Annotated in this window: 27 protein-coding genes; 15 read left to right on the plus strand and 12 right to left on the minus strand. The window is 65.9% G+C overall.

What is annotated here, in order from left to right; genetic code table 11:
- Positions 1-61: 61 nt before the first annotated feature.
- The 4 genes from ASC89_RS09835 to ASC89_RS09850 are packed head-to-tail and all read left to right on the plus strand — an operon-like array spanning position 62 to position 4,249.
- The gene (locus ASC89_RS09835; protein WP_055997197.1) at positions 62-1,858 is read left to right on the plus strand and encodes an ATP-binding protein; all 1,797 of its coding nucleotides are present in this window, start codon (positions 62-64) and stop codon (positions 1,856-1,858) included.
- Entirely contained in the window at positions 1,855-3,258 is a 1,404-nt protein-coding gene (locus tag ASC89_RS09840; protein WP_162247924.1) for a peptidoglycan-binding domain-containing protein, read from the plus strand. The genes ASC89_RS09835 and ASC89_RS09840 overlap by 4 nt, the downstream gene beginning before the upstream one ends.
- 53 nt (positions 3,259-3,311) lie before the next feature.
- Positions 3,312-3,884 carry a shikimate kinase gene (locus ASC89_RS09845; protein WP_162247925.1) on the plus strand — a complete coding sequence of 191 codons (573 nt, stop codon included), beginning with the start codon at positions 3,312-3,314 and terminating at the stop codon, positions 3,882-3,884.
- Positions 3,885-3,916: 32 nt separating this feature from the next.
- Positions 3,917-4,249, plus strand: coding sequence for a DUF1491 family protein (locus ASC89_RS09850; protein ID WP_055997205.1), 333 nt, complete (start codon positions 3,917-3,919; stop codon positions 4,247-4,249).
- Between the two features lie 151 nt (positions 4,250-4,400).
- Here ASC89_RS09850 and ASC89_RS09855 read toward each other — a convergent pair whose 3' ends face one another.
- Positions 4,401-5,543 carry a DUF2336 domain-containing protein gene (locus ASC89_RS09855; protein WP_055885303.1) on the minus strand — a complete coding sequence of 381 codons (1,143 nt, stop codon included), beginning with the start codon at positions 5,541-5,543 and terminating at the stop codon, positions 4,401-4,403.
- A gap of 362 nt (positions 5,544-5,905) precedes the next feature.
- Between ASC89_RS09855 and ASC89_RS09860 the strand changes: the two genes are divergently transcribed.
- Entirely contained in the window at positions 5,906-6,703 is a 798-nt protein-coding gene (locus ASC89_RS09860; protein WP_162247926.1) for a hypothetical protein, read from the plus strand.
- 223 nt (positions 6,704-6,926) lie between these two features.
- On the opposite strand, the gene ASC89_RS09865 is transcribed toward ASC89_RS09860, so the two are convergent.
- Genes ASC89_RS09865 through ASC89_RS09875 form a run of 3 tightly spaced genes read right to left on the minus strand, consistent with a single transcriptional unit; the run spans position 6,927 to position 10,207 of the window.
- Entirely contained in the window at positions 6,927-7,475 is a 549-nt protein-coding gene (locus ASC89_RS09865) for a hypothetical protein (protein ID WP_055885309.1), read from the minus strand.
- The gene (locus ASC89_RS09870) at positions 7,472-8,050 is read right to left on the minus strand and encodes a DUF1214 domain-containing protein (RefSeq protein ID WP_055885313.1); all 579 of its coding nucleotides are present in this window, start codon (positions 8,048-8,050) and stop codon (positions 7,472-7,474) included. Before ASC89_RS09870 ends, ASC89_RS09865 begins: the two co-directional genes overlap by 4 nt.
- A 3-nt stretch (positions 8,051-8,053) precedes the next feature.
- Positions 8,054-10,207 (minus strand): transglycosylase domain-containing protein, encoded by a 2,154-nt coding sequence (locus tag ASC89_RS09875; protein WP_055997211.1) that lies wholly within the window; start codon positions 10,205-10,207, stop codon positions 8,054-8,056.
- A 192-nt stretch (positions 10,208-10,399) separates the two neighbouring features.
- Here ASC89_RS09875 and ASC89_RS09880 point away from each other — a divergent pair, with 192 nt between their 5' ends.
- Positions 10,400-10,855, plus strand: a complete 456-nt coding sequence (locus tag ASC89_RS09880; RefSeq protein WP_055885318.1) for a YcgN family cysteine cluster protein — start codon at positions 10,400-10,402, stop codon at positions 10,853-10,855.
- Between the two features lie 272 nt (positions 10,856-11,127).
- Here the strand turns inward: ASC89_RS09880 and ASC89_RS09885 are convergent, their stop codons facing one another.
- Complete coding sequence (locus tag ASC89_RS09885) at positions 11,128-11,628, minus strand: GNAT family N-acetyltransferase (RefSeq protein ID WP_055885321.1); 501 nt, start codon at positions 11,626-11,628, stop codon at positions 11,128-11,130.
- Positions 11,629-11,931: 303 nt separating this feature from the next.
- Between ASC89_RS09885 and ASC89_RS09890 the strand changes: the two genes are divergently transcribed.
- A complete protein-coding gene (locus tag ASC89_RS09890; RefSeq protein ID WP_197421391.1) occupies positions 11,932-14,574 on the plus strand; it encodes an autotransporter outer membrane beta-barrel domain-containing protein in 2,643 nt (880 codons plus the stop codon).
- Positions 14,575-14,599: 25 nt separating this feature from the next.
- On the opposite strand, the gene ASC89_RS09895 is transcribed toward ASC89_RS09890, so the two are convergent.
- Positions 14,600-15,463: a LysR substrate-binding domain-containing protein gene (locus ASC89_RS09895; protein ID WP_055885324.1), complete on the minus strand. Its 864-nt coding sequence runs from the start codon at positions 15,461-15,463 to the stop codon at positions 14,600-14,602.
- Between the two features lie 94 nt (positions 15,464-15,557).
- On the opposite strand from ASC89_RS09895, the gene ASC89_RS09900 reads away from it, so the two are divergent.
- The 3 genes from ASC89_RS09900 to ASC89_RS09910 all read left to right on the plus strand — a co-directional run bounded on the left by ASC89_RS09900 (position 15,558) and on the right by ASC89_RS09910 (position 18,070).
- Positions 15,558-16,568, plus strand: a complete 1,011-nt coding sequence (locus ASC89_RS09900; RefSeq protein ID WP_055997213.1) for a YeiH family protein — start codon at positions 15,558-15,560, stop codon at positions 16,566-16,568.
- A gap of 163 nt (positions 16,569-16,731) precedes the next feature.
- A complete protein-coding gene (locus ASC89_RS09905) occupies positions 16,732-17,460 on the plus strand; it encodes a PIG-L deacetylase family protein (protein WP_082533276.1) in 729 nt (242 codons plus the stop codon).
- A 226-nt stretch (positions 17,461-17,686) separates the two neighbouring features.
- A complete protein-coding gene (locus tag ASC89_RS09910; protein WP_055997219.1) occupies positions 17,687-18,070 on the plus strand; it encodes a DUF2147 domain-containing protein in 384 nt (127 codons plus the stop codon).
- A 75-nt stretch (positions 18,071-18,145) separates the two neighbouring features.
- On the opposite strand, the gene ASC89_RS09915 is transcribed toward ASC89_RS09910, so the two are convergent.
- Positions 18,146-18,526 (minus strand): RidA family protein, encoded by a 381-nt coding sequence (locus ASC89_RS09915; RefSeq protein ID WP_055997222.1) that lies wholly within the window; start codon positions 18,524-18,526, stop codon positions 18,146-18,148.
- A 109-nt stretch (positions 18,527-18,635) separates the two neighbouring features.
- Positions 18,636-20,708 carry an autotransporter outer membrane beta-barrel domain-containing protein gene (locus ASC89_RS09920; protein ID WP_055997225.1) on the minus strand — a complete coding sequence of 691 codons (2,073 nt, stop codon included), beginning with the start codon at positions 20,706-20,708 and terminating at the stop codon, positions 18,636-18,638.
- Between the two features lie 478 nt (positions 20,709-21,186).
- On the opposite strand from ASC89_RS09920, the gene ASC89_RS09925 reads away from it, so the two are divergent.
- Complete coding sequence (locus tag ASC89_RS09925) at positions 21,187-21,744, plus strand: GNAT family N-acetyltransferase (protein ID WP_055997228.1); 558 nt, start codon at positions 21,187-21,189, stop codon at positions 21,742-21,744.
- Positions 21,745-21,777: 33 nt separating this feature from the next.
- On the opposite strand, the gene ASC89_RS09930 is transcribed toward ASC89_RS09925, so the two are convergent.
- Both ASC89_RS09930 and ASC89_RS09935 read right to left on the minus strand, forming a co-directional pair.
- On the minus strand, positions 21,778-22,074 hold the full coding sequence (locus ASC89_RS09930) for a PRC-barrel domain-containing protein (RefSeq protein WP_055997231.1): 297 nt from the start codon (positions 22,072-22,074) through the stop codon (positions 21,778-21,780).
- A gap of 279 nt (positions 22,075-22,353) precedes the next feature.
- Positions 22,354-23,760, minus strand: a complete 1,407-nt coding sequence (locus ASC89_RS09935) for an MFS transporter (RefSeq protein ID WP_055997234.1) — start codon at positions 23,758-23,760, stop codon at positions 22,354-22,356.
- 127 nt (positions 23,761-23,887) lie between these two features.
- On the opposite strand from ASC89_RS09935, the gene ASC89_RS09940 reads away from it, so the two are divergent.
- Genes ASC89_RS09940 through ASC89_RS09950 form a run of 3 tightly spaced genes read left to right on the plus strand, consistent with a single transcriptional unit; the run spans position 23,888 to position 25,694 of the window.
- Positions 23,888-24,847: a LysR family transcriptional regulator gene (locus ASC89_RS09940; protein WP_055885365.1), complete on the plus strand. Its 960-nt coding sequence runs from the start codon at positions 23,888-23,890 to the stop codon at positions 24,845-24,847.
- 40 nt (positions 24,848-24,887) lie between these two features.
- Positions 24,888-25,280, plus strand: coding sequence for a VOC family protein (locus tag ASC89_RS09945; protein ID WP_055997237.1), 393 nt, complete (start codon positions 24,888-24,890; stop codon positions 25,278-25,280).
- Positions 25,281-25,283: 3 nt separating this feature from the next.
- Positions 25,284-25,694: a GNAT family N-acetyltransferase gene (locus tag ASC89_RS09950; protein WP_055997240.1), complete on the plus strand. Its 411-nt coding sequence runs from the start codon at positions 25,284-25,286 to the stop codon at positions 25,692-25,694.
- 21 nt (positions 25,695-25,715) lie between these two features.
- On the opposite strand, the gene ASC89_RS09955 is transcribed toward ASC89_RS09950, so the two are convergent.
- A complete protein-coding gene (locus ASC89_RS09955; protein WP_055997978.1) occupies positions 25,716-25,961 on the minus strand; it encodes a KTSC domain-containing protein in 246 nt (81 codons plus the stop codon).
- Positions 25,962-26,024: 63 nt separating this feature from the next.
- Positions 26,025-26,255, minus strand: coding sequence for a DUF2442 domain-containing protein (locus ASC89_RS09960; RefSeq protein ID WP_055885373.1), 231 nt, complete (start codon positions 26,253-26,255; stop codon positions 26,025-26,027).
- A gap of 221 nt (positions 26,256-26,476) precedes the next feature.
- On the opposite strand from ASC89_RS09960, the gene ASC89_RS09965 reads away from it, so the two are divergent.
- Positions 26,477-26,767 (plus strand): hypothetical protein, encoded by a 291-nt coding sequence (locus ASC89_RS09965; protein WP_055997243.1) that lies wholly within the window; start codon positions 26,477-26,479, stop codon positions 26,765-26,767.
- Positions 26,768-26,817: the final 50 nt, after the last annotated feature.

Consider the following 26,817-nt stretch of genomic DNA (forward strand, 5'->3'; position numbering starts at 1 on the left):
ATGGGCGGCGGGGCGGTTGGTTAGAGTTATGCGTAGCCTCTGGACATGGTTGAGCGATGCGATGCGTCGCGCTTGGCGCACCGAGCCGGTGCGGGGCGCGGGTGGGCGTCCTGAAGCCTTGCGCCGACAGGCCATTGCCACCAATGCCAGGCTCATCCTGATCCTCAGCCTGATCGGCATGCCGGCGGCGCTCTATGCGCTGACCCAATCCATGCTGCTCCCCTTTGTCCTCGCGACCATCGGTGTCGCAGCGGGCGTCCTCAGCATCGCGCTCTGCCAGCGCGGCCAGTATGAGCGCGCCGCCGCGGGGCAGGTCTACGCCACGTTGCTCGGCGGCGCACTGCTGACCGTTGCCGATCCCGTGCTTGCCGATTTCGGTCTCGCCGTGGCGGTGCTCGGCCCGGTGCATGCCTCGCTCCTGACCCGCACACCGGTCAAGAAGCGCGCCTGGGCCATCCTCGTCGCCGTGGTGGCGCTGGGGGTGCTGGCGAGTTTCAGCATCTTTGTCTGGCCGGAGCCGTTCCACACCAGCACGAGGCTGATCGGCGGCCTGGTGTTCACCATCACGGCCGTGATGGTCGCCTACTCAGCCAACCGCCTGAACACCGTGTTCGAGGTCTACGAGAAGGCGCAGATCAACGCTTACCGGCACCTGATCGAACATGTGCAGGATGCGGTGATGCGCTTTGCCAGCGACGGCACGGTGCTGTTCACCTCGCGCTCGGCGGAAAAACTGTTCGGCTGCCGCCGCTTCGAGCTCAGCGGCAACGGACTGGTCGAGCGTATCCATGTGATGGATCGGCCGACCTACCTCACCGCCTTTGCCGAGGCCAACCAGGACGGTCGCACGCGCCGCGTCGAGATTCGCATGCGCCGCGATGAACCGGGCCCGTCGGCCGCCGCGCCGCGCTATGTCTGGGTCGAGGCTTCGCTTTCCCCGGTCGTCGATGCTGATATGCCCGGGACCCGCAACGAGGTCGTCGTGCTGCTGCGCGACGTCACTGAGCGGCATGACTACATGAACGAGCTGCAGCGGGCACGCAAGCTTGCCGAGGAAGCCTCGAGCGCCAAGTCGCGCTTCCTCGCTACCATCGGGCACGAGCTGCGCACCCCGCTCAACGCCATTGTCGGCTTTTCCGAGATGATGACCTCGGGCGTCGTCGGCGAACTCAGCCCGCAGCACAAGGAATATGCCACGCTGATCCAGCAGAGTGGTCATCACCTGATCGACGTGGTGAAGATGCTGCTCGATATGAGCCGGCTGGAAGCGGGCAAGTTTGAACTGACCACCGAGGCGATCGCACCCGAATCGCTGGTCGAACCCTGCCTGAAGATGGTCGACGCCATGGCGCGCGACAAATCGGTGCGGCTGATGACCGATATTCCACGCAGCCTGCCGATGCTGATCGCCGACGAGCGCGCCTGCCGCCAGATTCTGATCAACCTGTTGTCGAACGCGGTGAAATTCTCCAACGAGCACTCGGTGGTGACGCTCGCCATGAAGCGGCAGGGCCGCCATCTCGCCATCTCGGTGGCCGACCACGGCATCGGCATGGGCGAGGAATCGGTGAGCCGAATCGGCGAGCCCTTCTTCCAGGCACAGGATGGCCTCGCGCGCCGCTACGAGGGCACGGGCCTGGGTCTTTCGATCGTCAAGGGACTGGTCGAGCTGCATGAGGGAACCCTGCATGCCAGCTCCTCTCCGGGAGAGGGGACAGTGATGACTGTTCTGCTGCCGATAAACGGTCCGGAAACCAAGGTGGAGGAAACTGCTGCCGTTACCCCGCTTCATCGGGACCCGGTCCAGCAGCAAATGCCCACCACATGGCACGACGACGAAAGAAAAAGAGCCCTATGACGGCAGCAACTCTTGCGCACCTGCCTTTGCAGGTCGGCAGCGTCGCTATGGCCCACGCGGGTCGCGCGGCGCTCTGGGTCATTGCGCGCTACATGCGCTCCCCCCTCACCAATTCCGCTATCGCCGCTCTGGTGGTGACGTCGGCCATGGCCGGCTCGAACGCGCTCTATGGCCAGCGCCATGAGCATCCGTCACCGCTGTTCGATGCGGGGATCGAATCGGCCGCGCGGATCGCCGACGTCGAACTGGTGATTCCCAAAACCCGGCCCAAGAGCTTCGTGCTGAGCGCGCCCGCCAAGGTGCAGCGCCAGGTGGTCGCGGCTGCCGCCCCGCTCGACACGCAGGGCGGACCGATCGGCAACAAGGAAGTGTTCGAAGTGCAGCGCAAGCTTGAGCGGCTGCAGCTCTTCACCGGCACGGTCGATGGCTATTACGGGCCGCAGACCGCCCGGGCGCTGAAGAAGTTCGAGGAGCAGCGCGGGCTGAAGCCGACCGGCGAGCTGACGCGCGACATCATCGAGCTGGTGCTGGCCGCGCCGCTGTCGACGCCTGCGCCGCAGCCGGTGGCCCCGGCGCCTGCGCCTGCAGTCGAGCAGAAGCCCGCGGCGGCGGTGACCCTGCCCAAGGTCGAGATCGCACCAGTCGCAGCCGAGCTGCCCAAGGCTGAACAGCTCAGGGCGGAGCAGCCCAAGCCTGAACAACAGAGGACCGACGCGGTGAAGCCGCAGTCGCTGGCGGTGATGGAGCAGCCCAAGCCGCTGGTTGCCGATATTGAGACCGGCTCGATCGCGCCGGCAAAGCAGGCGACCGGCAGCACGCTTTTGGGCCGGCCCGTGCCGAAATCACCTGAGGCAGCGCTCGAGATGGCTGCCGAAACCGCCGGCGACGCCATCAGCACCATCGTCAACGGCGTGCAGTCGATGAGCATGACGACGGCGCCCAAGGTGCTGCCCAGAAAGCCAGTGGCGCAGCAGCAGTTCGCCGCGGAGTCCAACACGCTGAGCACTGCCGAGGCGGCCCCCACCGTGGCCCTCGTGCCCAAGGCAGCGGCGGCGCGAACCGAACTCGCTGCCCTGCCGGACAAGCCGCAGGTCGGCGTGCCCTTGAAGATCGAAGAACCCGCGCCGCCGGCGCCGGGCGAGACGATCGCGGTGCTCGACACCGAAGCGACGCCCGAACAGCTGATGGCGCCGTTCTCGGTGACCGACCCGGTGATCGTCGCCAAGGTGCAGCGCGGGCTGGGGAGCCTCGGGTTCCTCCATGGCCCGGCCGATGGCGTTGCCGGCGAGGCGACCGCCAAGGCGATCCGCAACTTCGAGGTCTACTTCAACTACAAGGTGACCGGCCGGATCTCCCCCGAGCTGCTCGACCTCCTGGTCGACAACGGCGCGGCGATCTAGCACCCCATTGCGCCAGCCGGCCGCTCGCGGTCGGATGGCGTATGGATGGAGGGGTGATTCACACCGAGATCAGGCGACGCTGGCGACCGGGCGAGCGGCTCATGCTGCTCGGGCCAGGGGGCGTCGGCAAGTCGACGCTGGGCCGGGCGCTGGCTGCAACCCTCGGTTGGCCGCTGATCGATCTCGATCTCGAGTTCTGCGAACGGATCGAGGTGATCGGCCCGTTCATCGCCGCGCAGGGCTATGAGCGCTACCGGGCCGAAAATCTCGCGCTGGCCGAGCGGCTGGCGCGGGAGGCAACCCCATCGACCGTCTTCGTCACATCGTCGGGTTTCCTCGCGGCGGCGTCGGGCACCGAGGATCGCCGCCGTGCCGACCGGCTGGTGGCCACCGGTTATGGCGTCACGCTCCTGCCTTCGCTAGAGGTCAACCTCGCGACCTCGGTCGTGGTGGAGCGGCAGCTGACGCGCGGCTTTGGCTTTGAGCGGCAGAGCGAGGACAGGAAGTTCCGCCAGCGTTTCGCGATCTACCGCGAGACCGGAGACATGCTGATCGCGGCCACGGCCTCGCCGGAACGGATCGCGGCAGCGATCATCGACGGCTTGGGCCTCACGGCAGCAGCCTAGCCAGGCGCCGGGTTTTCCGGCACAGGTGGCGGATGTTTCGCACTGACCTCTGGGTTTCGGCGTTCGTGCGCCGGCATAACGATATCGGCCACCTCTGCGTGGTGTCGCGCCGCGGCGATCCGATCGCCGGGCAGATCTTCGTCGAGGTCGATCACCTCAACGGCGAGGTGTCGCTCTATACCCCGGCGCCGGCGACCAGCCTCGGCGACAACCCCGAGGACCGGGTGTTCCAGCTGCGCTTCGACCATGTCGAACCGGACAAGGTGCGCGAGCGGATCGAGCGGGAACACGATTTCGACCCCGACCTGTGGGTGGTGTCGCTTGAGATGCGGAAGGGTGAACTGGGGTTGGAGGTGGCGGGGTAGGGTGCAGTGTCGTCCCTGGGCTATCCCGGAGGCACGGTGTCATCCCCGCGGAAGCGGGGATCTCCGTTTGGGGAGCCATCGCAAAACGGAGGTTCCCGCTTTCGCGGGAATGATCCGGTGCGAGTGGCTGCAGCAACTCCGCCGACAGGACTTAGCTCGCTCGCGCCCCGATCCGGGCCAGCGCCTCGATCGCCTGGTCGACCACCGGGTTGCGCTCGCGGGTCTGCGGCGGCGGGATGCGGCGGCGTTCGATCTCGAACGGCTTGTATTCCGGCTTGGTCATGTCGAGCAGGTTCACCTCGCCGCGCCAGGCGCTCATCAGGAACGCCGTGGCGTCGACGCTGACCGTCTCGAACAGCTTTGAAAACTGCGCCAGCGCCTTGGACCGGTCCTCGTCGTGCGAGGTGGCGTGGATCAGCACCTTGAGCCCGTCCTGCGCATCGCAGCCGAAGGCGCGCAGCACCACGAACAGCGCCGCCCCGGAGGTGTCGTGGGCGATCTGCCCGCAACGGACCTCGTCGAGCCCGGTGATCTGATGCAGCAGCTTGGTGACTTCCGGCCGGCGGTTCTCGGAGAACAGCTTCATCAGCGCCCGGGTGAGCTCGCCGGTGGCGACCGACAACTGCTCGAGCGTGCGCTTGATCGGCGCGGCCGGGGTCTGGCGCTGCGAAAACGCGTTGATCACTTTCACCCGATCGGTCTCGCCCAGATCGAAGAAGGCGGGCGCCAGCAAGGCCGCGTCGAAATCCTCGCGCGCGGCAAGCGACCAGGCGACCTGGTGATCCATCTGTGCCGAGCGGGCGAGGGCGCTGAGGTAGGGGCCGCGCGGCACGATCGCCGTATTGGTGGCGATGGCGCGATAGACCTTGCGGCTGTTCATCTGGAACAGCCGGCCCAGCACACCGTTGGAGAGATCTGCCCGGCGGGCGAGGGCAGCGCCGAGGGTGACGTCATTCGACGAGATCACCTTGAGCATGGTGCTCTCGGACAGCCTCGGCGCCGAAACCAGGAAATCCGGCAGGTCGTCGCCGAGATGGCGCACCACCAGCTGTTCGAGCTCGGGTGACAGGTCCTCGGAGCGGCCGAGCGTCGCCGCGGCCTTGGCGCGAGCGGCAGGGGCCGCAGCCGGGAACAGGCGCTGGGCGAGCGCCGCAAACTGTTCCATTTCGGCACCGGTCGGCCGCCCGCGACGCGCAAAGGCATCGCATGCCGCGCACAGCAGCGTGTTCGTTCGATCGACGCCGCCCGTCTCGATGAGGAGCTGGAACGTCTCGTAAGGCTGGAAACCGATCATAATTTGCCCTGAAAGGCCCCAGGATTCGGGCCTCAACCACAGGTCTGACTATTTCAGGGAAATCGTTAGCGAACTGTTAACCTTGACGAACTCTTAATGGCCTTCATCGGGTCCCTGCGTCGTTCCCGATTTGCCGCTGGAAATGGGTCCCCGGCAAATATCGCCCGCCCGCCCGGAGGCAAGGTTGGGAAAGCTGGTTCAACTACCAAAGCGTGGACGCACGAGAACGCGCGCCCAATCGGCGGGCACGGGCGAAGTCCTGCTGTTCACCGGGGTCCGTTATGAGCGGGGCGGGGGCTCCTCTCCAATGCCGGACAAGCCGGTGGGAACAGCCTCGGGCGGCAAGCGCCGCCGTGGCTGATATGGGTATGGTTCGGGCGCTGGGGCTGGCGCTGCTGCTCTGCGCCTCGCCCGCGGGCGCGCATGAGCTCGGCGATTTCGGCCGCGTGAAACCCGGCGTGCTCAATGACAAGATCATTCCCGAAACCGACCGGCTGATGCGGCGGCTGGGCAACCAGCCGGTATCGGATTTCAACATCACCGACCAGGAACGCGAGATGCACGACCGGGTGTACCGGTTCCTCATCGCGCGCCATGCCAGGGATTGGGCCTTCGACTACGAGCAGGTGATCTTCGTTGCCGGCGTGTTCAGCGCGCGACCGGACAAGTTCGACCTCTACTACCGCTGGCTCACCCACGAGCCCTACGCCTCGTCGCGCGTGCGCTTCAACACTATTGCCGACGATGTGGGGGCGGACCTCCTGACCCTGCCGACCACCTTCAAGGCGATCTGCGCGGTGATCGAGATCGACCGGCAGCGCGCCGTCGCAGCTGCCGAACTCGATGACATCGAGCCGGCGATGCTCAAGCAGACGCGGCTGCGCAAGGCCGAGAACGACCTCTACATCGGCCGCTTCATTGCGGCGCTCGGCTACCGCTACGGCTCCTACAGCTACGCGCTCGACCACTTCCTCGTCGAAACGCCGCATGGCGAAGCCGTCGAAGTCGACGAGCGCCTGAGCCGCCTCGCCATCTGGGTCGACCGCGCCGAGGCGCTGGATTTCTGCGGCGATGGCTGGAACGACGGCAACGGTCGCGACGGCGCCATCCCCGGTCGCGTGCTGATGGACGCTCCCAGTGAGGGCGAATACCGCAAGTAGGGGGCGCCCATCGAGCTCATCCGCGAAGCGCTAGATCAGATCACAGATGAATTGAACCACTACCGTTGCCCCACCCACGATGTCATCCCAGCGAAAGCTGGGACCCATCTATCCGCTGGCTCGGGCTGCGAGTTGGGTCCCAGCTTTCGCTGGGATGACAGCCGGTGGGAGACAACAATCAAGCCCCATCAGCTTCTGCAATGCAGTCCGACCGAAAAGCTCTCTACGTGGCGATGGTGCCGCACTTGAGGCCGGCGAGCGCCTTCTCGTAGCGGGCTCGCATTTCCGGGTGCGGCGGGGCGAGGCGGACGACGACGAACAGGTCGTCTTCCTTGGCCTCGACGATCAAGAGGCCCTCCGCGATATCGAGCTTCTGCTCTGCGAGGAGCCGTGTCTGCCCCGGGTTGAAGATGCCCAGGTCGAGCGCGGTGCCGATGCCGTCGCGGTTGGTGGTCGAATAGACCACCGTGCCGGCGCGGCTGTAGACGGCGACCGACCAGAACGATTGCGGCAGCGTACCGGTGACCGAGGCGGGGCCGTTACGCAGATCGATGCGGCACACCGCATAGGCAAGTTCGGGGTCGAGCCGCAGCGGGTTGGGCTGGCTCGCCGTGGCGGCCGACAGCACGGTGGGGCCCGGGCCGGCGCCGGCGGCAGCGACGTGGTCCCAGGCGGACGTGGCTGAGAGTGCCGGCAGGCTGAGGATCACCGCGATGTGGATGATGCCGCCCAGCACCACGCCGCCAAGCAGCCAGAGCAGGGTGCGGATCATGCGCAGGCCTCGCGGATGATCGAGGGCAGGGCGGCGACATCGGCACCCACACCCGACAGGCTCGAGGTGTCGTAGAGCGTCAGCACCAGGTCGAAGGCGCCGTCGCCGGTGATTTCGAGCCAGTTCTGCGGGGCCAGGGTTTTCGACACATAGAGCTCGACCGAGCCGTCGCCGGCCCGGCTGAGCCGCGCACTGTGGAAATCTGTGGGGCCATCGGCGCGGGTGATCGGAGCCCCATCGCCGGGGGCCACCGGCACCAGGGTCCAGAAGCGGGCGGCGGGTGTCGTGCCGTCGATGCGATAGCGGCAGGCGCGGTCGAGGCGGCGGTTGTCGCTGTCGGTGGTGGCGATGAACTGGATGCCCTCGCTGGCGCCGAGCTCGAGCGCACCCGAACGGGCGATGAAGGCGCGGGTGTAGGGGTCCGGCGCTGGCACGCCGACATCGCGCCACGCCGACCACGGGCCGATCTCGATGGCGCCGAACAGCCGGCCATCGCTCAGCGCGTACCAGCTGAGGCCGAAGCCGACCAGCAGTGCAACCAGCAGCATGCTGCCGAGGTGAACGAGAAAGCGCAAGGGTTACAGCGCCTTGGCCGGAGCGGGGGAAGTAATGGTGAGCGCCGCCTGGTTGCTGGCGCCGCCCAGCGCGTTGCGCAGGCGTTCGGCGACCTCCAGCAGTTTGTTTGCCGCGCCGGGCTTCAACCCCGGAGGGCGCTCGACGGTCGGGGCGACCGGCTGGCCTTCCTCGGCATTGGCGATGACAAACGGCGCCGGCGCGAAGTCCACGCCCTCCACGGGTTTTATCTCGATATTGGTGTGAGCGTAGGCCATGAACTTTTGCCAGGCGGTGGTCGGCAGGGTGCCGCCGGTCAGGTTCTTGGTCGGCCGGTAGTCGTCATTGCCGAACCACACCGCGGCGACATAGTTGCCGGTGAAGCCGCAGAACCACGCGTCGCGATATGATGATGTGGTGCCGGTCTTGCCGACCGAGGGCACGCCTTCGATCAGCGCGCGGCGGCCGGTGCCGCTCTCGACCACGGCGCGCATCATCCGGTTCATGTATTTGACCGTCTGGTCGCTGACCACGCGCTCCTGCTGCGGCTCGGAATCCGCGTCATAGATCGGATCGCCCGACAGCGTGGTGATGCGGGTGATGCCATAGGCCGGGGTCTTGTAGCCGTACACTGCATAGGACGAGGCCATGTCGATGACACTGACCGAGGCGGCGCCCAGCGCCAGCGAGCGGGTCACCGGGAAATCGTTCTGGAGCCCGATCTTGTGGGCGAAGTCGGCGATCGGCTGGCGGCCGGTCTTGATCGACAGGTTCACCGGTACGGTGTTGATCGACTGCTGGAACGCCGAGATCAGGCTGATACGGCCGACCGAATTGCCCGAATAGTTGCGCGGGCACCAGTTGCCGATGCACTGGGTGGCGCCCGAAACCACGGTGTCCGGGTCATATTCCGGGATCAGCTCGAAGGCGGTGGCATAGTCGAACAGCTTGAACGCCGAGCCGGGCTGCCGGTTGGGGACGATCGAGCGGTTGAACTGGCTCTTGCCGTAATCCATGCCGCCGACCATGGCGCGGATCGGCCCCGTCGGCTCCAGCACCACCATGGCGGCCTGGCTGACATTGAACGCCTCACCCTGCTCGCGCACCACCGAGGTGACGGCGTCTTCCGCATAGGACTGCAGCACCGGATCGATGGTCGAGCGCACGACGAAGGTGTTCGAGGTGCTGCCCGAGGTCTCGATGATCTTCTTGGCTTCCTCGAAGGCGTAATCGAGGAAGTAGTTTGGTGAGTTGGCCTCGGCCGAGCGATCGATCGGCACGGCCGGGTTACGGCGCGCCGCGGTAACCTGCCCCTCGGTGAGGAAACCGGCATCGACGAGGTTCGACAGCACCAGGTTGGCGCGGCCGCGCGCCGCCGCCAGATCGACATGCGGCGCGTACTTGGTCGGCGCCTTGAACAGCCCGGCCAGCATCGCCGCTTCGGCGAGGTTCACATCGGTGACCTTCTTGCCGAAATAGAACTCGGCTGCCGCCGCGGCGCCGAAATTGCCGCCGCCCATATAGGCGCGGTCGAAATAGAGCTTGAGGATCTCGTCCTTCGTATAGTGCCACTCGAGCCAGACCGACAGGAACGCTTCCTTGATCTTGCGCTCGAGGGTGCGCTCGGACGAGAGAAACAGGTTCTTGGCCAGCTGCTGGGTGATCGAGGAGCCGCCCTGCGTCGAGTTCTCGCCCTGCGCGTTCGACACCAGCGCGCGCAATGTGCCGACCACGTCGATGCCCCAGTGCTCGTAGAAGCGCCGGTCCTCGGTGGCGAGCGTCGCCTTGATCAGGTAGTCGGGCAGCTTGTCGAGCGGGTAGGAATCGTCGGACCGGATGCCGCGCCGGCCGATCTCGTTGCCGTAGCGATCGAGGAAGGTGACGGCGAAATCCTCGGCCTTGTTGAAGCGGCCGGTGACCGTGGCATCGAACGCCGGCAATGCCAGCGCGGTGACCAGCACCATGCCGATGGCAAGGAAGCTGAAGCCGTCCGAGAGGATCTCGACGAACAAGCGCTTGATACCGGAAACGCGGAAACGCGAGAAGAAATCCTCGACCCGGGTGTAGCCGCGCCCCAGCGATTGGCCGAACTCATAGAGCGCCGAGTCGAGCCAGGCGTCGGCCGCCAGCATGCGGGTTTTCTTGCGCCGCTTCTCTTTGTGGTAGAACGGATCTTGCACCGAACACTCCGCGGCGTGCCAACAGCGCCCCTATGGTCTTGAATCTCCCCAATTTGGGGCGCATTGGCAAGGCAGTCGCTCGAATATGATCAGCGGACAGTTTGCGCAAGCGCAGTTGCTTTGCGTAGCGGGACCCAAACGGAAGAGTCCACGGCTTTTCCCGGGTCCCGTTCAGCCGTCACAGGAACCTGAATGGCCTTCTGGGAAGAAAAGACGCTCGAGGAAATGACTGACGTGGAGTGGGAATCGCTCTGCGACGGCTGCGGGCGCTGCTGCCTGATGAAGCTCGAGGACGAGGATACCGGCGACATCTACGTCTCGGACGTGCGCTGCCAGCTGCTCGACGGCGAAAGCTGCAAATGCTCGGACTATCCCAACCGGCTGAAGCTGGTGCCCGACTGCATCAAGCTGACGCCGGAGAACGTCCGCACCATCGAGTGGATCCCGAGGACCTGTGCCTATCGCCGCATCGCCGAAGGCAAGGGCCTCGCCTGGTGGCACCCGCTGGTCTCGGGTGACCCCGAAACCGTCATGGCTGTCGGCGTCTCGGTCCGCGGCCGCACCGTGCCCGAGCAATCGGTAAAGCCCGGAGAGTGGGAAGAGCATGTGGCGGATTGGCCGAACTGGGAGCCGCCGGAGGAGATCTAAATGATCTCACGATTGGGCTGCACCGGCGAAACTGATGGGCTCGGCCTTTGAGCCCCGGCTGTCATCCTGGCGAAAGCTCACGTGCGCTAAGTTACCGGATTTCCCGCCCTGATGCGGGGGCCATCGGCGAACCTGTCACCAGAAGGCGCCCCAAACTCGGTGTAACCGGGGTGAGCGCGGTGGTCTGCTCGACCTCGGCGCGTCCCGACTCTCCACCGGCCGGGATTCGCAGGGATGGCCCCGCAGGTAGCTCAACTCACCTGTGAAGAGATCTAGAGCTGCTTGGTCAGCCACAGCAGCAGCTCGTCGTCGATCGGGAAGGTTGCGCCCGGCACGACCGGGGCGTGGCGGTAGGTGATGCCGTGGCCGTCCGGTCTGTAGCCGAGGCGGGTATAGAGCCGTTGCGCCGGGCCGTAGTCGGCGTAAAGGCCGACGCCGAGGCCGGTCACATGGTGGCCGCGCTGGCGCGCCAGGTATTCCAGGGCGGCGATCAGGCTGGTGGCGACACCCTTGCCGCGGTGCTGCGCCTGCGTTGCGAGGTCGTGGACTTCGGGAATGTTGGCGGCGGCGAAGCCTGGGTAGCCCGAGCGCCACAGCAGGCTGCCATAGCCAACCACCTGCGCGCCGAGCACCGCCACCAGTGTGGTGCGCTGCCCCGTCTCGATCTGGGCGAGCACGCCCAGCCAGTGCTCCTCGCGCCGGTTCCAGCCGTTGCCGCCGTCCTGAGCGATGATCGACGCCGCGCGGGTCGGTGTGAGGGGAAGGATGTTCATGCTGTGCCGAAGCTAGCCCATGACAGGCGCACTCGAAAGCAGCCGTCCTCACCTCCAGGCACACGCTCTGCACCGCGCGGTGGCGGATCGAGAACTGATCGGCGGCGTTTCCATGCGCTCCCAACTTGCCGTTGTTTGATCAGTCAAAGCTTTCGTTGCAGATCCGCGGCGGGTGCAGCGTCGTCGCAAAGCTTTCTTAATTATGACAGTGCTTTAGCTCGAAAGCTGTGCTTGTCTAAGCTTCGGGCTCGCGGCAGTTTGAGTCGACACTTTACGTCATATCTTATGGATTTTGAGGGCGGCATGTCTGTTGGGGCAACCGGGCGCGGCTATGCTGATCGCGGCTGGAACCTTGGCAGGGCGAGGCTGCTATCGGGCGTTGGCTTGGCAGCGCTGGCGCTGGCGGCCCTGTGGGCGGGTCCCGCGGCGGCCCAGAGCTGGACGGGAACCACCAGCGACGACTGGACGGTCGGGAGCAACTGGTCCGGAGGAACGGTGCCAGTTGCCGGCACTGTCAACATTGATCCGACTTCGCCAAGCCCGACTGTCCTCGGTAAGAACGGTCCCGCTGTCGGCACGACGGGTTCCCTGACGGTCGGCAATACGCCTGGCAGGTTCGGCAATCTGACAATCCAGAACGGCAGCACGCTGACAAGCACTGGCGCCGAGCACCACATCGCCGACGGCAATGGGACCAATGGCACAATCACGGTCACCGGAGCCGGATCGCAGTGGATCGTGTCCGGTGCCCAGATTGAAGTCGGCGCCGGCGGCGAGGGTGTTCTCAACATTGAGAACGGCGGTAAGGTCGTCGCTCAATCGGGAGTCACTTTCGGGAGCTTTACGAATGGCGACGGCACGATCAACATCAGTGGCGGGAGCACGCTCGAGACCAATAGACTTTCACGTGCCTCTTCCGGCACCGGTCAGGTCAATTTCGACAACGGCATTCTGCGAGCACGGGCCGACAACAACTTCTTCATCTCCGGATTTTCGCCAGGCACGCTCAATATTGCGGCAGGCGGCCTGACCGTCGACACCCAGGCCTTTGAGGTGCGTGCGGGCTCCGGTTTTTCCGGCATCGGCGGGCTAACCAAGACCGGTGCGGGCATCCTCGATGTCCGGGCCGTCAATAGCTATGCCGGGGAGACCGTGCTCCAGGCAGGCACGCTCGAACTGGTGGGCAATGGCTCGATCGCCGCCTCAAGTCGGGTGGTGGTGAACGGAATTTTTGACATTTCCGGTGTCAGTGCGGCCGGTACCAGCATCCAGAGCCTCGCCGGCAGCGGCGTCGTCACGCGCAACGCCAAGAGCCTGACGATCACAGATGCGAAGAACGATGTGTTCTCCGGCATCATCTCGGGCAGCGGCACACTGACCCTCACTGGCGGCACGCAGACGCTGTCGGGCGCCAATACCTATACCGGCGCTACCAGCGTGAACGGCGGCACGCTGCGGGCCGGGGCCGCCAACATCTTCGGCACGACATCGGCCTTCAACGTCGCCTCCGGCGGCACGTTCGACCTTGCCGGCTTCAACCAGACCCTCGTTTCGCTCAACAATGCCGGGATCGTTCGCCTGGGCGGTGCTGGTCCTGGCACCAAACTCACGGTGACCGGCAACTATGTCGGCAACGACGGTACCGTCTATCTCAATACGGCGCTTGGCTACGACAATACCTCGGCCACCGATCAGCTCGTCGTCAACGGCTCCACCTCGGGCAACTCGTCGCTGGTTATCACCAATGTCGGCGGCGCCGGCGCACAGACAGGCAATGCAGGCATCAAGGTCGTCGATGTTCTCGGCGCATCGAACGGCACCTTCTCGCTGCTCGGCGACTATGTGTTCGAGGGCGACCAGGCGGTGGTTGGCGGGGCCTATGCCTACCGGCTGTACCAGGGCACCCAGACCACAGCCGACGGCGATTGGTACCTGCGCTCCGAAATCATCGACGCCGGCCCGCTCTATGCGCCGACCGTGCCGCTCTACGAGAACTATGCCAACGCGCTGCAGGCGTTCAACGAACTGGGCACCCTGCAGCAGCGCGTCGGTGGCCGGCAATGGCTGAATGGCGGGGAGGGCAGCACCGATGGCGCGCTGGCGCCCAACGCCATCTGGGCCCGCATGGATGCGTCGCAGGGGCATTTCGAGCCCGGTGTCTCGACCACCGGCGCCAGCTATGACGTGACCACCTGGCGGCTGCAGGCTGGGCTCGATGGCGTGCTGCACCAGGGTGAGGCCGGCACGCTGGTCGCCGGGGTGAACGCGCAGTTTGGCACCGTCAGCTCGGATATCACCTCGATCTATGGCGCGGGCTCGGTCAACGCCCTGGGTTTTGGCGTCGGCGGCACACTCACCTGGTACGGCGCGGGCGGGCTCTATGTCGACGGCCAGGCGCAACTGATCGGTTATTCGACCGATATCGTCTCCGACGACACCGGCGCCACGCTGGTCGAGGGCAACGATGCCTTCGGCTACGGGCTCAGCCTCGAGGCCGGCCAGAAGATCGGGCTCAACGACAACTGGTCGCTGACGCCGCAGGCCCAGCTCAGCTATTCGGCCGTGCGCTTCAGCGATTTCACCGACCAGTATGACGGCACGGTCTCGCTCGACGATGGCGGCGACACCCTGGTGGGCCGGCTCGGGCTTTCCGCCGACTACGAGAGCGAATGGCAGGACGCGGCCGGCGAGACCAAGCAGACCCACCTCTACGGCATCGGCAATCTCTATTACGATTTCCTCGACGGCTCGACGGTCGATGTCTCCGGCACCAAATTCGCCTCGCAGAACCAGGGGGTGTGGGGCGGTGTCGGTGTCGGCGGTTCGCTGAGCTGGGCCGACGAGCAGTACAGCGTCTTCGGCGAAGCGCTGGTGCGCGGCAGCCTCGACGATTTCGGCAATAACAACGCGATCGGCGCCAAGGTCGGGTTCAACGGCAGGTGGTAAGGGCGCTCAACGGCGCCCACCCACCTCATTCGCGATCCGGCTCCCGGCACAGCGCTTCGAATCGTGCCGCAGCGGCCGAGAGGCGGCGTTCGCGGTGGCGGAGGATCGAGAACTGCCGGGGTGGCAGCTCGATATCGAGCACCTGCAGCTCGCCGCTTCTGACAAACGGGGCGACCACCATCTCGGAGAGGGCGGCGGCGCAACTGCCCGAGCGGACAGCGCTGAGCACGGCCTCGTTGGTGGGCAACACCAGGGCAACCTGCAGTTCGGCCGGATCATAGCCGGCGGCGCGCAGCCCGGCTTCGAACACTGCCCGCGTGCCTGAGCCGCGCTCCCGCATGATCCAACTGAGGTCGCTGAGTGTCGTGCGAGCACCTGCTGTCGCAACCACCACCAGCCGGTCTCGCACCACCGGCGTGCTGGCCAGCACCGGCTCGTCGATACTGCCTTCGACGAGGCCGAGTTCCGCTCGTCCGTCGACCACGGCCGCAGCGACGGCGCTGGTATTGCCGACCTCGAAATTGATTGTGACGCCGGGGTATTGCCGCTGGAAGGCCAAGAGGCGCGGCGGCAGCCAGTAGTTGGCGACGGTCTGGCTGGCCAGCACGTCGAGGATACCAGTCCTGAGGCTGCCCAGTTCGCTGAGCACGGATTCGGTGTTGCGCACCTGCGCCAGGGTGAGCCGCGCCTCGGCCAGCAGCACGCGCCCCTCACGGGTGAGCTCGATCCGCCGCCCGACGCGATCGAACAGGCGCACATCGTAATAGGCCTCGAGCGACTTGATCGCCGCGCTCGCCGCCGACGGCGAGAGGCCGACGGCATTGGCGCCCTGCGTCAGGTGCTCGCGTTCGGCGACGGCGATGAATATCGAGAGCTGCTCCAGCGTCATCGTGCGATCCAGCAGAATGAAACATGCATTTCTATGTCATTATTCAGAATGATCGCAATGCCTATGCTGTCCGCGACTTGGTCTGGAGCATGCTGTGCTAGCGAGGCGGAAAATCGTGGCTGTCCTGCCTGGGCTGGGACTGGCCCTGGGCGTGACGGCAGTGGCCCTGGGCGCGGAGGCGCTGCAGGAGCGGTTGCTGGGCGCGCGCTGCGTTGATGGCCTGGTCATCGCCATCCTCGCCGGCACGCTGATCCATACACTGATGGGCCTCGCGCCACGCTTCGTCGCCGGCGTACAGTTTGCCTCGAAGACCATCCTGGAAATCGCCGTCGTACTGCTGGGTGGCACGATCAGCGCAGCTGCCCTGGCGCAGTCGGGCATTGAACTGATCGCCGCGGTGGCCGCGGTGGTGCTGTTGGCACTGACCACCAGCTACCTCGTCGGTCGTTGGCTCGGGCTGGACGAGCGGCTGGCGACGCTGGTCGCCTGTGGCAATTCGATCTGCGGCAACTCGGCGATCATGGCGACGGCGCCGGTGATCGAGGCGCCGGCGGAGGACGTCGCCGCATCGATCGCCTTCACTGCAGCGCTGGGCATCGTGGTGGTGGTGATGCTGCCGCTGGCATTCGGCGCGCTCGGGCTGACGCAGTGGCAATACGGCGTGGTTGCCGGCCTCAGCGTCTACGCGGTGCCGCAGGTGCTCGCTGCGACCGGGCCGGTGGGCGTCATGAGCACGCAGGTCGGCACCCTGGTGAAGCTCATGCGGGTGCTGATGCTGGGGCCGGTGGTGCTGTTCGTCGGGTTGCGCCACGGGCGGAAGGAGGCGGTGCGACCGTCCTTCTCACTGCTGCTGCCCTGGTTCATCACCGGCTTCCTGCTGATGATGGCGGCCCGCTCGCTCGGGCTTTTGCCGGAGGCGACGTTGCAGCCGCTGCAGGCGGCCTCGTCGCAGCTGACTTTGGTCTCCATGGCAGCCCTCGGCCTGTCGGTCGACCTGCGCAGCGTGCTGTCGTCGGGCGGCCGGGTGCTGGCCGCCGGCTTCATCTCGATCCTGGTGCTGTTGGGCCTCGCGCTGGCCACAGCGTTGATGCTGCAGGCCGGCTAGCTGGCCGGGGACTCGATTGGCACGACCGACGCAATCTCCCGCCGGCACACCCATCAGCAGGCGCGGCGTCATTGCAGCACACATCGGGTTCATATACGGGCTACCATGAGAGCCGCCGGCGCCCCAGGCGAAGATTACTGTCCGTCTGGCAAAGGACAATCGAATGGCAATGTCTTGGGCCCCAAACGGCAATATCTACCTTTCTCCGCATCATGACGACATTGCCTTCTCGCTTGGCGCGCGGATTGCGGCGGAGCCTGGTGGCCGGCTGGTGAACCTCTTCACACGCAGCGGTTATGTCGCCGGCGCGCCGCTCGCCTTGCCCCCGGATGTCGCGACGATCGAGCGGGTCACCACGCTGCGGGTCGCCGAGGACATGGCGTTTGCCGAGCGCTTTCGGTTGGAGCGGATCGATCTGGGCCTGGAGGATGCCCCAGTGCACGGCCGTTCGCCGTGGGATCTGGATGGACTGGCTGACGACATCGTGCAGGTGCGGGCGCCGCTGGCCGAGCTGTTGCGGGAGACTGAAGGCGCCCGGGTGTTCTGCCCCGCGGCGATCGGCGGGCATGTGAACCACCTGGCCGTACGGGCGGTGGTGATCGAGCTGCTGCCGGAGCTGGAGCGGCGTGCCGAGGTGCTGTTCTATGAGGACCTGCCTTATGCCAGCTCGAGCCGGGCGCGGCGGCATTGGCTGCCGGATTTCAGGGCAGCATTGGGCGTCCGGCGACTGTGGCGACGCACCTCGGCAGCGGGGCCCGAGAAGCTGGCGGCAGTGAACCTCTACCCTAGCCAGCATGCCAACACGGTGATCTCGTTGCGGCAGTTCTCGCCGAGGACACTGTGGCCGATCGGGCCGCATGAGGCGGTCTGGCGGGCGTTCACGACTTCGTGATCGGAACTTTATCCCGGCCTTGCCGTTCCGCCAAGGCGAGATTGTGGCAGCGCGGCTGCTCGCAGACTCCTGACGCATAAAGCAAGTCAGCATCGCTGCCATTTCAGGGCCCGTGCCTCGCCGCAAAGATGAACGGCAGATGAACGGAGCCTTTATTCAAGATTCAGCCAAAGTTCCCCTTTATCCGGCCAACCAACCGAACCGACCCGAAATTTTCCGGAGACGCATGACCATGCACCTCGCGACCAAACTTGCCGCCGCCGTGTTCGCCACCCTCTGTGCCGCGGCCCCCGTCTACGCTATCGCTGCCGATCCGACCGGCACCTGGCAGGCCGATGACGGCAAGAGCCGTTACAAGATCACCGAGTGCGGCAGCGGCGCCCTGTGCGCGCGCCTGATCTGGCTGCGCGACAAGGATGACGTGAACCGGCAATACCTGAACCAGGTCATCGTGCAGGGCACGCAGGCTTCCCAGAACAAGTGGACCGGCACGGTCAAGAACGCCGGCGACGTCTATTCCGGTACGATGATCATGACCGGCGAGGACAGCCTGAAGGTCAACGGCTGCCAGGGCGTGTTCTGCCAGACCGTCAAACTTAGCCGCGTTTGAGGCGCTGCTTGAAATAGGCAGCCTCCAAGAACTGCCGTACTTGAAACCCGCGCCTCCGCCGGCGCGGGTTTTTTGTCAGCCCTCGGCGATCATCGCGATCGAGATCCTGAGCCCGGGCACCCGGACCGGCAGCCTGGCGCCCTGCCGCGCCGGCGGATCGACGGGAAACCACTTGAGCCATTCCTCGTTCATCCCGGCGAAGTCATCCTCCTCGGCGAGGATGACGGTCGCGCTCACCGCCCTGTCGAGGCTCGTGCCTGCGGCCGCGAGGATGGCGCTGATATTGCGCAGCGCCTGGGCGGTCTGTTCCCCGATGGTCTCGCCCACGATCTTGCCGGTCTCAGGCGAATAGGGGGCGGTGCCGGAAACGAACACCAGCCCGGCACTCTTTACCGCATGGCTGAAATAGGGGGATGGCTTGGGCAGGTGTTCAGAAGAAACGATGGTGCGCGGCATCCGCTTGACCTCCAGCCGTGATCTCGGACGCGGATAGCGAGCCCGCCGTGAACCACGCCTGAACGGCTGCAGCCCGCCGAACCATCTCGGCGGGCTGTCGTGCTTCGGGTTAGAGCTTACCCCTGATCCCGGCGGTAACGCCGAGGCTGTAGCTGTCGCCGGGGTGGTTGAGGCTGGTACCGAGATTGGCCTCGCCATAGAGCGACAGCGCGCCGCCGGCCCAGTCGATCGAGCCGCCCAGCCCGATGCCGGCCCAAAGCGGGTCGGCCTTGCTGCTCAACGTGTCGCCGCCGACGCTGGTCGACGTGCCCTGAAGGAACTCGTAGGTGAGGTTGGCGATGCCGTAGAGCCGGGTGCTCCCGGTCTCGCCGGCCGCGTCCTGCCACTCGCTTTGGTGGTCGACCGAGAGGCCGAGGCGGCCGAGCAGGCTGTCGCCGCTCTCAAGCGCAACGGTCGAGCCGTAGGAAACGAACTCGTCGAAATCGACCGCCGAATAGGCGAGTTGCGCCTGCGGCGTCACCGACCAGTTGTCGCCGAGCGCGACTTCCTGGCCGGCCTCGAGGCTGAGTGCATAGCCGAACCCGGCATTACCCGAAACGATGGTCGTGCCCAGCGTCTCCGAGTCCAGCCTGCTGTCGAACCAGGTGAGCTTGCCCTGCGCATCGAGATAGAAGCCCTCGTCCCCGTACCAGGTCAGTGTGGCGCCGAGGCCATAGCCGTTGCTCGCGACGCTGCCGCGGCCCGAAGCGGAGCTGATATCGGCGGAGATGACGCCGAACTGCGCGTTGACGCCTGCGACCAGCGAGCCGGCATCGGACCGGTTGAGCACGCCATCGAAGCCTGCCTGCAGTTGCCACGTGGTGACATCGTAGCCGGCGCCAGTGCTCGAATCCGGAGCGATGGAGACGCGAGCGGCTTCGATTCGTCCCCAGAGCCCGTTGCCCTCGCCAGACCAGGAGCGGTTGCCGATGCGCTGCGCGAGACTTTCGGTGGTGTTGAAGGCCTGCAGTGCTGCGCCAACATAGGCTTCGATCACGGGGGCGGCCGGCTGGAACACCGGCTCGTCGTCGATGATGTTGCGAAGGTACCAGTCGCCATCGCCAACGTCCTGGTAAAGGCCATAGAGATAGGCGCCGCCGATCACTGCTTCCTCGCCGTTGTGCACGGTGTCGCCCAGCAGGCTGAAGGTGCCAGCCGAGGTGCCGCCGACCTCGATGATCCTGATGCCCGCGTTAGTGACGCCGCCGGCGCCGCCCATATTGGTGACTGCGACGTTGGTGGTGCCGCTGGTATCGCCGGTGATGACGAGGCGGTCGGTGTCAGAGCTGTCGCCGCCGAGCACGGTGTCGATCCGCAGCGTATTGCCGGTCCCGACGTGGTTGCCGTTGATGGTCAGCTCACCGAGAGCATTGTCGCCACCGGGTGAAATCACGTCCGCAGTCAGCGTCTTGGTACCGAGCACGACTGTGCCGGTGCCTCCGAGATAGGCGGTGGAGAATCCGGCCGCGGTCACTGCAGAGATGTCGAAGGTGCCGTCGGCGCTAATACGAGTTGAGGCGATGGAGCCAGCGCCAGAAAGAGCGAGCGTGCTACCGGCGGCGATTGAGGTATCGCCGGTGTAGATACTGGCCTCTGTGAGGGTGAGCGTACCCGTGCCCGCGACGCTGAGACCGCCGAGGCCGCTGAAGCCCTCGGCGCCGATGGCGAAGCTGCTGGTGTCGATGGTGAGGCCGCCGGCGCCAATGTTGAACTGGCTAACGTTCACGCCAGCTTGACTGTAGACGAAGGTGGCGTTGTCGCCGGTCGCGCGTAGCGTCGCGTTGTCGAAGCTGACCTGGGCCGAACCCAACTGGGTGTAAAGGCTGCCGGTCTCGAGCACGCCGCCACTGCGAATGTTGAGCGTGCCGTTGCCGGCGGCCGAGGCCGCAAGGCGAGTCAGCTGGGAACGCACCGCTGCACTGTTCTCGATGTTGAGCGTCCCTGTGGCGTTAGGGGCGCCGCCGATGCTGAGATGGTTGCCGACGAACCACTGGGACCCGGTTCCTGTCACTGTAACCGTGCCGGTGCTACCGTTGCCGGAAGCAATGCCGCCGAGGCCCGCGCTATTGAGCGTGCTGCCGTTCTGAATCGTCAGTTGACCGCCGGATCCCGCGACGATCAGGCCGTTGGTGCTGCGAGTCACGGCGCCGGAGACACCTAGGACCGCCGGATTCGAGTTGTTGACGGTGACACCTAAGCCACCTAGCGGCACTATGCCACCCGTCCAATTTGCCGGATTGGTCCAGTCCGTGCTGACGCTTCCGCCCCAGTTCTGGGCTAATGCTGGGGTGGCAAGTAGGAAAGCAATCACGGCGCCGGCTAACGCTGGAATCAGGGACGCACACCCGCGGCCCCCGCGATGGCACACGGAATCAACTGCTCGCCCGCTCCGGGCGCTCACTGTCGTGGTCATATTATCTCTCTAGTTGGCGAGTGGCCTCGCCATGGTCCGCCCTATGCATCGGCAAGATCAGATGCGTCTCAATCGCTCAATCTAGACAATGACTTATTCGCAACGAGGCGGACGTTAGCTCAGGCGATCCGTCTTGAGAATGACATCATTGATCACAATTTAGTCGACTTTCGACTAAGCTTGCTGAGACAGGCTTAGGGGTCCCAACATGACAGCGATCAGCATCATCCCGTTCACCGATCTCACCCCGGCGCAGCGGGAGGCTGCCGCCGAAATTCTGGTCGCAGCGCTCGCGCATGTACCGGCTGCGTGGAAGACTGCCGAGGAGGCGCGCGGCGAGATCGCAAAGCTGACGGCTGATGCGGAATGGGCCGGCCTTGCGGCGGTGGAGGGTGATGTCGTGTGCGGCTGGGTCGGCGCCATTGCCAGCTATTCGCACGCCGCGGAGCTGCATCCGCTGGTCGTCGCGCCTGATCGGCAGGGGCAGGGGATCGGCAGCCAACTGGTAGTCGCCATCGAAGACCAGGTCCGCGCCGCCGGCGCGCTGACGCTGTTCCTCGGCAGCGACGACGATTTCGGCGGCACCACCGCGTTCGGCGCCGATCTCTACGCCGATACGCCTGCCACGCTGCGCGAGTTGGCCGCCACACCGGGCGGCAAGCACCCACTCGAGTTCTACCGAAAATGCGGGTTTCGCGTCATCGGCTTCATCCCCGACGCCAACGGGGCGGGCAAGCCGGACATCTGGCTGGGCAAGCGTCTGTAAGGAAGGCGGCCGGGATGCCGGCCGCCTGATGAGTCAGTGGTGATGCTCGGGCATGGCCTCGAGCGCGTCCTTGGTCCACGTCGTCACGGCGTGCACGTCGCCACTCTCGTCGCGCATGAACTCGAGCTGGCTGGCGGACACGGCCACGGGCTTCGCGCCGATGCCGAGGAAACCGCCGACATCGATGATGATCTCGCTGCCGAGGCCGGCGCCGTGGACATGCGAGACAGTACCGACCTTCTCGTCATCGGCGCCGTAAACGGTGGCGCCTTCGAGCACGGCCGGGGTGAGCTCGGTATTGCCGAGGCGGGTGTGGGTGGAATGGTCCATCTGAGGTCTCCTCTGAGGTTAGTGGAATGAACCAAACCCGCCGGGCGGCCGACCGTTCCCAAGTTGCCCGCGATAGGTCGCCGGCGACCATCCACAGCACTCGAAATCTCCACGGATGTCATTCCCGCGCAGGCAGGAACCCAGTGCGATGTCGCAACGCTGGCGGAGGGTGAAGTATCCCACTGGGTCCCCGCCTGCGCGGGGATGACGCCGGTGGGCGGCGAGCGCACGGGTGCATATGATCGCCCCCTCCGCCGGTGCGGGGAGGGGGCGATCCGGTTACTCCGCCGCCTGTGGCACTGCGCTGGGGACGCGGTTGGTTGCCGACCGCGGCCCAACCGCTGCGATCAGCGTGGTGACCACTGCCAGCGCCGCGACGAACGCTCCACCGGCAATGTAGGGCTCCCAGCTGAAGCCCGGTGCCGCCGTGAAGATGGCGGAGACCGCTGCGAGGACAATGCCGCCGCCGATCTGGAACGAGGCGAACAAGAGCCCCGAGGCAAGGCCCGACTTATCGTCTTCGACGTCGGCGAGGGCTGCGACCTGCACCGAGGGGTAGGTGGCGGCGTAGCCGAGGCCGAGGAACAGCTGCGTGATGATGACCAGAGCGATCGGATCGAACCGGCCGATGGCCAGCACCCAGAAGACGTAGCCGATGGCCTGCAGCGCCACGCCGATGGCCATCACCTTGGTCGTGCCGTTGCGCTGTGCCACGCCGGCGAGGCGCGGGGCGAGGAACATCACGCAGGCACCGCCGAGGGCGAAGCTGAAGCCGGTAGCGAAGGCCGACCAGCCATAGACATGCTGGTAGTAGAGCGTCGCGAGGAACTGGAAGCCGACATAGACCCCCTGGAACAGCGCGGCGACGATGTTGGCGTGGCTGAGCTTACGCCGCTTGAAGATCGACAGCGGCACCATCGGATCGTGATGGCGGGCCTCGACGACAAGGAAGATGACGATCAGCGCGATGGACGCGGCCAGCGGCCCCCAGGTGAGCGGGGCGGTAAAGCCGGCGGCCGAGGCGTTGGTGACGCCGAACACGAACAGCAACAGGCCCGGCGTGATGGTGATGGCGCCGGCCCAGTCGAACGAGGCGCGTGACCTGCCGCTAGCCTTATCAGGCGGCAGCACGAACGGCGCGATGAGCAGGACGAGGATGGCGACCGGCGCCGCCATCACCAGCGTGGCGCGCCAGGTGAAGACGGTGACCGCGCCACCCAGCACCATGCCGAGCACGAACCCGGCCGCACCGGTCGAGGCGAAGAGCCCGAGCGCCTTGGCCCGGGCCTGGCCCTCACCGAACACGCTGAGCAGCAGCGCCAGGGCGGCCGGCGCGGTGAAGGCGGCGGCGATGCCCTTGATCAGCCGGGCGGCGATCAGCGTCGGCCCCGAATCGACGAAGGCGCCGGCGATCGAGGCGGCGGCGAAGATGCCGAGCGCCCAGAGGAAGACGCGGCGGTGGCCGAAGATATCGGCAACCCGGCCGCCGAGCAGCAGGAAGCCGCCGTAACCCAGCACATAGGCGCTCACCGCCCATTGCAGCACATTGGGCTCGAGCCCGAGTTCGGCCTGGATGGCGGGCAGGGCGACGCCGATGGTGGAAACGTCCATGGCGTCGAGGAAGTTGGCGGCGCAGAGCAGGAACAGGGCCAGCCCGGCGACACCTCCGATCTTGGTAGAGGTCATCGAAATTATCCCTTTCGCAATGCCGCCGTCGCGTGAGGGAGGAGCGCCGGCCGGCAGAGGGAGCGGAAACTGACGAGCTGCCATCCATATTGCAAATTGATAGTGATCATGCGAGGTATCACTGGCAATGATGAATGATACCGCCCTCCGCAAGATCGATCTGAACCTGCTGCTGGCCTTTTCGGTGCTGATGCAGGAGCGCAATGTCAGCCGCGCCGCCGAGCGGCTGCTACTGGGTCAGCCCGGCCTCTCGGCGGCGCTGAAGCGGCTGCGCGAGGCGCTCGACGACGAGCTGTTCGTGCGGGTGGGGCGCGGCTTGCAGCCGACCCCGCGGGCCCTCGATATCGCGCCGGCGATCGAGGACGCGCTGGGCTCGATCGAGCGGGCCATCCGCATGCCGGATGCGTTCGACCCGCTCAGCTATGAGGGCACTTTCCGCATCGGCATGTGCGACAACCTCGAAACCGCGTTCTTCGGGCCGCTGGCGGCGCGGATCCGCCGCGAGGCGCCCAGGGCGAAGCTGGTTTCGGTGGCTTCTCACACCCACCACCCGGGCCAGCAACTCGATGATGGCGATTTCGATCTCTCGGTCTCGGTGCACCCCGAGCCGGCCTCGTGGCATGTGCGCCAGCCTCTGTTCCACCAGAGTTCGGTTTCCATCTATGACCCCGATCAATTGAAGCTGACGGCACCCCTCACCTTGGCCGATTTCACCCGCGAGGCGCATATCGCGGTCTCCTTCGAGGGCGACATGGCGGGCGATGTCGACGCGGCGTTGAAGAAGGTTGGGCGGACCCGCTCGGTGGTGGCGACAGTGCCACGGTTTTCGGCCCTGCCGACGGCGCTCAGCGCCATGCCGGCGATCGCCACCATCCCCGAATCGATCGCCCGCTGCATGGCATCGCTGCACGGCCTCGCCATCTCAAAACCGCCGGTGGAGCTAGAGGCTTCGCCGGTGTCGCTGCTCTATCGCCGGGTCGACCGGGCCGACGGGCGGGCCCAATGGTTCCGCCGGGTGTTCGTCGAGGTGGCGCGCGAAGCGTTGAAAACCAGCGGCTGCAGCTGCGATATTGCGGTAGCGGCGTGAGCAAGAGCCGGAACGGCTCGGGACTTACTGGAGGAACTACATGACCAACACCGTCCGTGAACTGCGCCTGGTGATCACCGTCGACGATTTCGAAGAGGCGGTAGCGTTCTGGCGGGACAGCATGGGGCTCGAGGAACAGATTTCGGTCGGTGACGATGACGGGCATGTGGCGATCCTCGGCGCCGGGATCGCCACGCTCGAGATCAGCGACAAGAAGCATGCCGAGTTCATCGACAAGATCGAGGTCGGCCGGACCGTCGGCGGGCAGTTCCGCGTGGCGCTGCGCTTCGACGACGTGCCGGCGGCGACCGACCGGCTGGAGGCAGCGGGCGCCAAGGTATTGGGGACGCCCCGGCCGACGCCCTTCCGCTCCACCAATTCGCGGCTCGAGGCGCCCGAGGGCGTGCAACTGACCTTGTTCGATGCGGAGTGAAGCGTGAGCGACTACCAACTGATTGAGCGGATCCCGACCATTGAGGAATATCGCGAGCTGCGCCGGCTGTCGGGGCTGAGCGGCAAATCCGAGGAGGCAGCGGCACGCGGCCTGCCCAACACCATCCATGCGGTGGTGATCGAACACGCCGGCCAGACCATCGGCATGGGCCGGGTGATCGGCGATGGCGGCACGGCGTTTCAGGTGACCGACATCGCCGTGCTCGAAGCGCATCGCGGCAAGGGGCTGGGCAAGCAGATCGTCGCGGCTTTGGTCGATTGGCTCAAGGCCAACGCGCCGCCGACCGCCTATGTCAGCCTAATCGCCGACGGCCCGGCCAAGGCGCTCTACGCCCAATACGGCTTCGCCGAAACGGCGCCAAAATCCGTCGGCATGTACCTGTGGGTGAAGTGAAGCGGTCGCGGTCCTCGCACCTCAGCGGGCGGCGACATGCGGCTGCAGCCTGAGGCGCGGCTCCGCCCGGTCCGATTGGGTGAACGGATAGCTGTCGCGGATATGGGCGTTGAAATACCGCCCCTTCGATGGCGAGTGCCGGAGTGCGTCGTACTCGACCGCGGGGACTTCGAAATAGTCGTAACGGCGGCCCGAGGGGCGGAACCAGACCGAGAGCGTCTGGGTCTCCGGGTCGTAAGCCATGTCGGCGATCACGGTGGATGGCATGTGGAATTCCTCCATGCCCCTCACAACGCGCCGCACGACCGTCCGTTGCCCAGTTGGCGGGGGCTATTCCAGCTCCGCCACCGAAATATCGACGTCGAGGTCGGGCCAGCGCAGGCCCGTGCCGCCCTCGGTGAAGCGCCAGTTGAGGCGGGCGGCGGGCGGACCGTCACGGAGGCGGGGATAGCGGGTGAGCGGAGCGATCAGCTCGCGCCCGTCCTCGAGTTTGACTTCAAGCGTGGCGGTGCCGAAGCGGACGTCGATGGCCCGGGAGCCGGTCTTGGTCGTCGTGCTCATTGGTCCTCCTCCTCAGAGCATCCAAGGCGCTGTCCGGCAGGATTGGAGCCTCCCGCCTTGAAAGCGCAACAGATCACGGCGAGCCTAGCTGTGTTCCGGCGAGTGGAGAAGGTGCGAACTGCGGCTGTCCCGTCCATCGCCAGCGCCATGTCGGCGCCATTGTGATTCCATTCCGGTCCCTGTTCATCCCACATTCAGCCATCTTCCCGCATAACCCTCTGATGAAACAGAAACTGACATTGGTGGCGGCCGGCGTATTGACGCTGGGGCTGGCGTTCGGTGTTGCCGCTCCCGCGGTGGCGCAGGAATGCCTGAGTAAGCGCGAGATCCAGCAGATGATCGACAATGGCGAGCTGGTGCAGCTGTCGCAGGCGATTGCGCAGTCGGGCGTCGACGGCAAGATCATCAGTTCGCAGGCGCGCGTCTGCATGGTTGGCGGCCAGTGGGAATGGCAGGTCAACGTGATGGACGAATATGGCGAAAGCAAACCTGTGAGCTTGCCGGCTCAGTGAAGCCTCACATAAAATCAACGTCGGACACTTCTCGCGCGTAGGGCCGGCCG

It is taken from the genome of Devosia sp. Root413D1, assembly GCF_001425235.1.
Lineage (GTDB): Bacteria > Pseudomonadota > Alphaproteobacteria > Rhizobiales > Devosiaceae > Devosia_A.

Excerpts from the sequence above, each read along its gene's own strand:
- ASC89_RS09835 (WP_055997197.1), top strand. The coding sequence starts at position 62 with ATGCGTCGCGCTTGGCGCACCGAGCCGGTGCGGGGCGCGGGTGGGCGT.
- ASC89_RS09840 (WP_162247924.1), top strand. The coding sequence starts at position 1,855 with ATGACGGCAGCAACTCTTGCGCACCTGCCTTTGCAGGTCGGCAGCGTC.
- ASC89_RS09850 (WP_055997205.1), top strand. The coding sequence starts at position 3,917 with ATGTTTCGCACTGACCTCTGGGTTTCGGCGTTCGTGCGCCGGCATAAC.
- ASC89_RS09855 (WP_055885303.1), bottom strand. The coding sequence starts at position 5,543 with ATGATCGGTTTCCAGCCTTACGAGACGTTCCAGCTCCTCATCGAGACG.
- ASC89_RS09860 (WP_162247926.1), top strand. The coding sequence starts at position 5,906 with ATGGGTATGGTTCGGGCGCTGGGGCTGGCGCTGCTGCTCTGCGCCTCG.
- ASC89_RS09865 (WP_055885309.1), bottom strand. The coding sequence starts at position 7,475 with ATGATCCGCACCCTGCTCTGGCTGCTTGGCGGCGTGGTGCTGGGCGGC.
- ASC89_RS09880 (WP_055885318.1), top strand. The coding sequence starts at position 10,400 with ATGGCCTTCTGGGAAGAAAAGACGCTCGAGGAAATGACTGACGTGGAG.
- ASC89_RS09885 (WP_055885321.1), bottom strand. The coding sequence starts at position 11,628 with ATGAACATCCTTCCCCTCACACCGACCCGCGCGGCGTCGATCATCGCT.
- ASC89_RS09890 (WP_197421391.1), top strand. The coding sequence starts at position 11,932 with ATGTCTGTTGGGGCAACCGGGCGCGGCTATGCTGATCGCGGCTGGAAC.
- ASC89_RS09895 (WP_055885324.1), bottom strand. The coding sequence starts at position 15,463 with ATGACGCTGGAGCAGCTCTCGATATTCATCGCCGTCGCCGAACGCGAG.
- ASC89_RS09905 (WP_082533276.1), top strand. The coding sequence starts at position 16,732 with ATGGCAATGTCTTGGGCCCCAAACGGCAATATCTACCTTTCTCCGCAT.
- ASC89_RS09910 (WP_055997219.1), top strand. The coding sequence starts at position 17,687 with ATGACCATGCACCTCGCGACCAAACTTGCCGCCGCCGTGTTCGCCACC.
- ASC89_RS09915 (WP_055997222.1), bottom strand. The coding sequence starts at position 18,526 with ATGCCGCGCACCATCGTTTCTTCTGAACACCTGCCCAAGCCATCCCCC.
- ASC89_RS09925 (WP_055997228.1), top strand. The coding sequence starts at position 21,187 with ATGACAGCGATCAGCATCATCCCGTTCACCGATCTCACCCCGGCGCAG.
- ASC89_RS09930 (WP_055997231.1), bottom strand. The coding sequence starts at position 22,074 with ATGGACCATTCCACCCACACCCGCCTCGGCAATACCGAGCTCACCCCG.
- ASC89_RS09935 (WP_055997234.1), bottom strand. The coding sequence starts at position 23,760 with ATGACCTCTACCAAGATCGGAGGTGTCGCCGGGCTGGCCCTGTTCCTG.
- ASC89_RS09940 (WP_055885365.1), top strand. The coding sequence starts at position 23,888 with ATGATGAATGATACCGCCCTCCGCAAGATCGATCTGAACCTGCTGCTG.
- ASC89_RS09945 (WP_055997237.1), top strand. The coding sequence starts at position 24,888 with ATGACCAACACCGTCCGTGAACTGCGCCTGGTGATCACCGTCGACGAT.
- ASC89_RS09955 (WP_055997978.1), bottom strand. The coding sequence starts at position 25,961 with ATGCCATCCACCGTGATCGCCGACATGGCTTACGACCCGGAGACCCAG.
- ASC89_RS09960 (WP_055885373.1), bottom strand. The coding sequence starts at position 26,255 with ATGAGCACGACGACCAAGACCGGCTCCCGGGCCATCGACGTCCGCTTC.
- ASC89_RS09965 (WP_055997243.1), top strand. The coding sequence starts at position 26,477 with ATGAAACAGAAACTGACATTGGTGGCGGCCGGCGTATTGACGCTGGGG.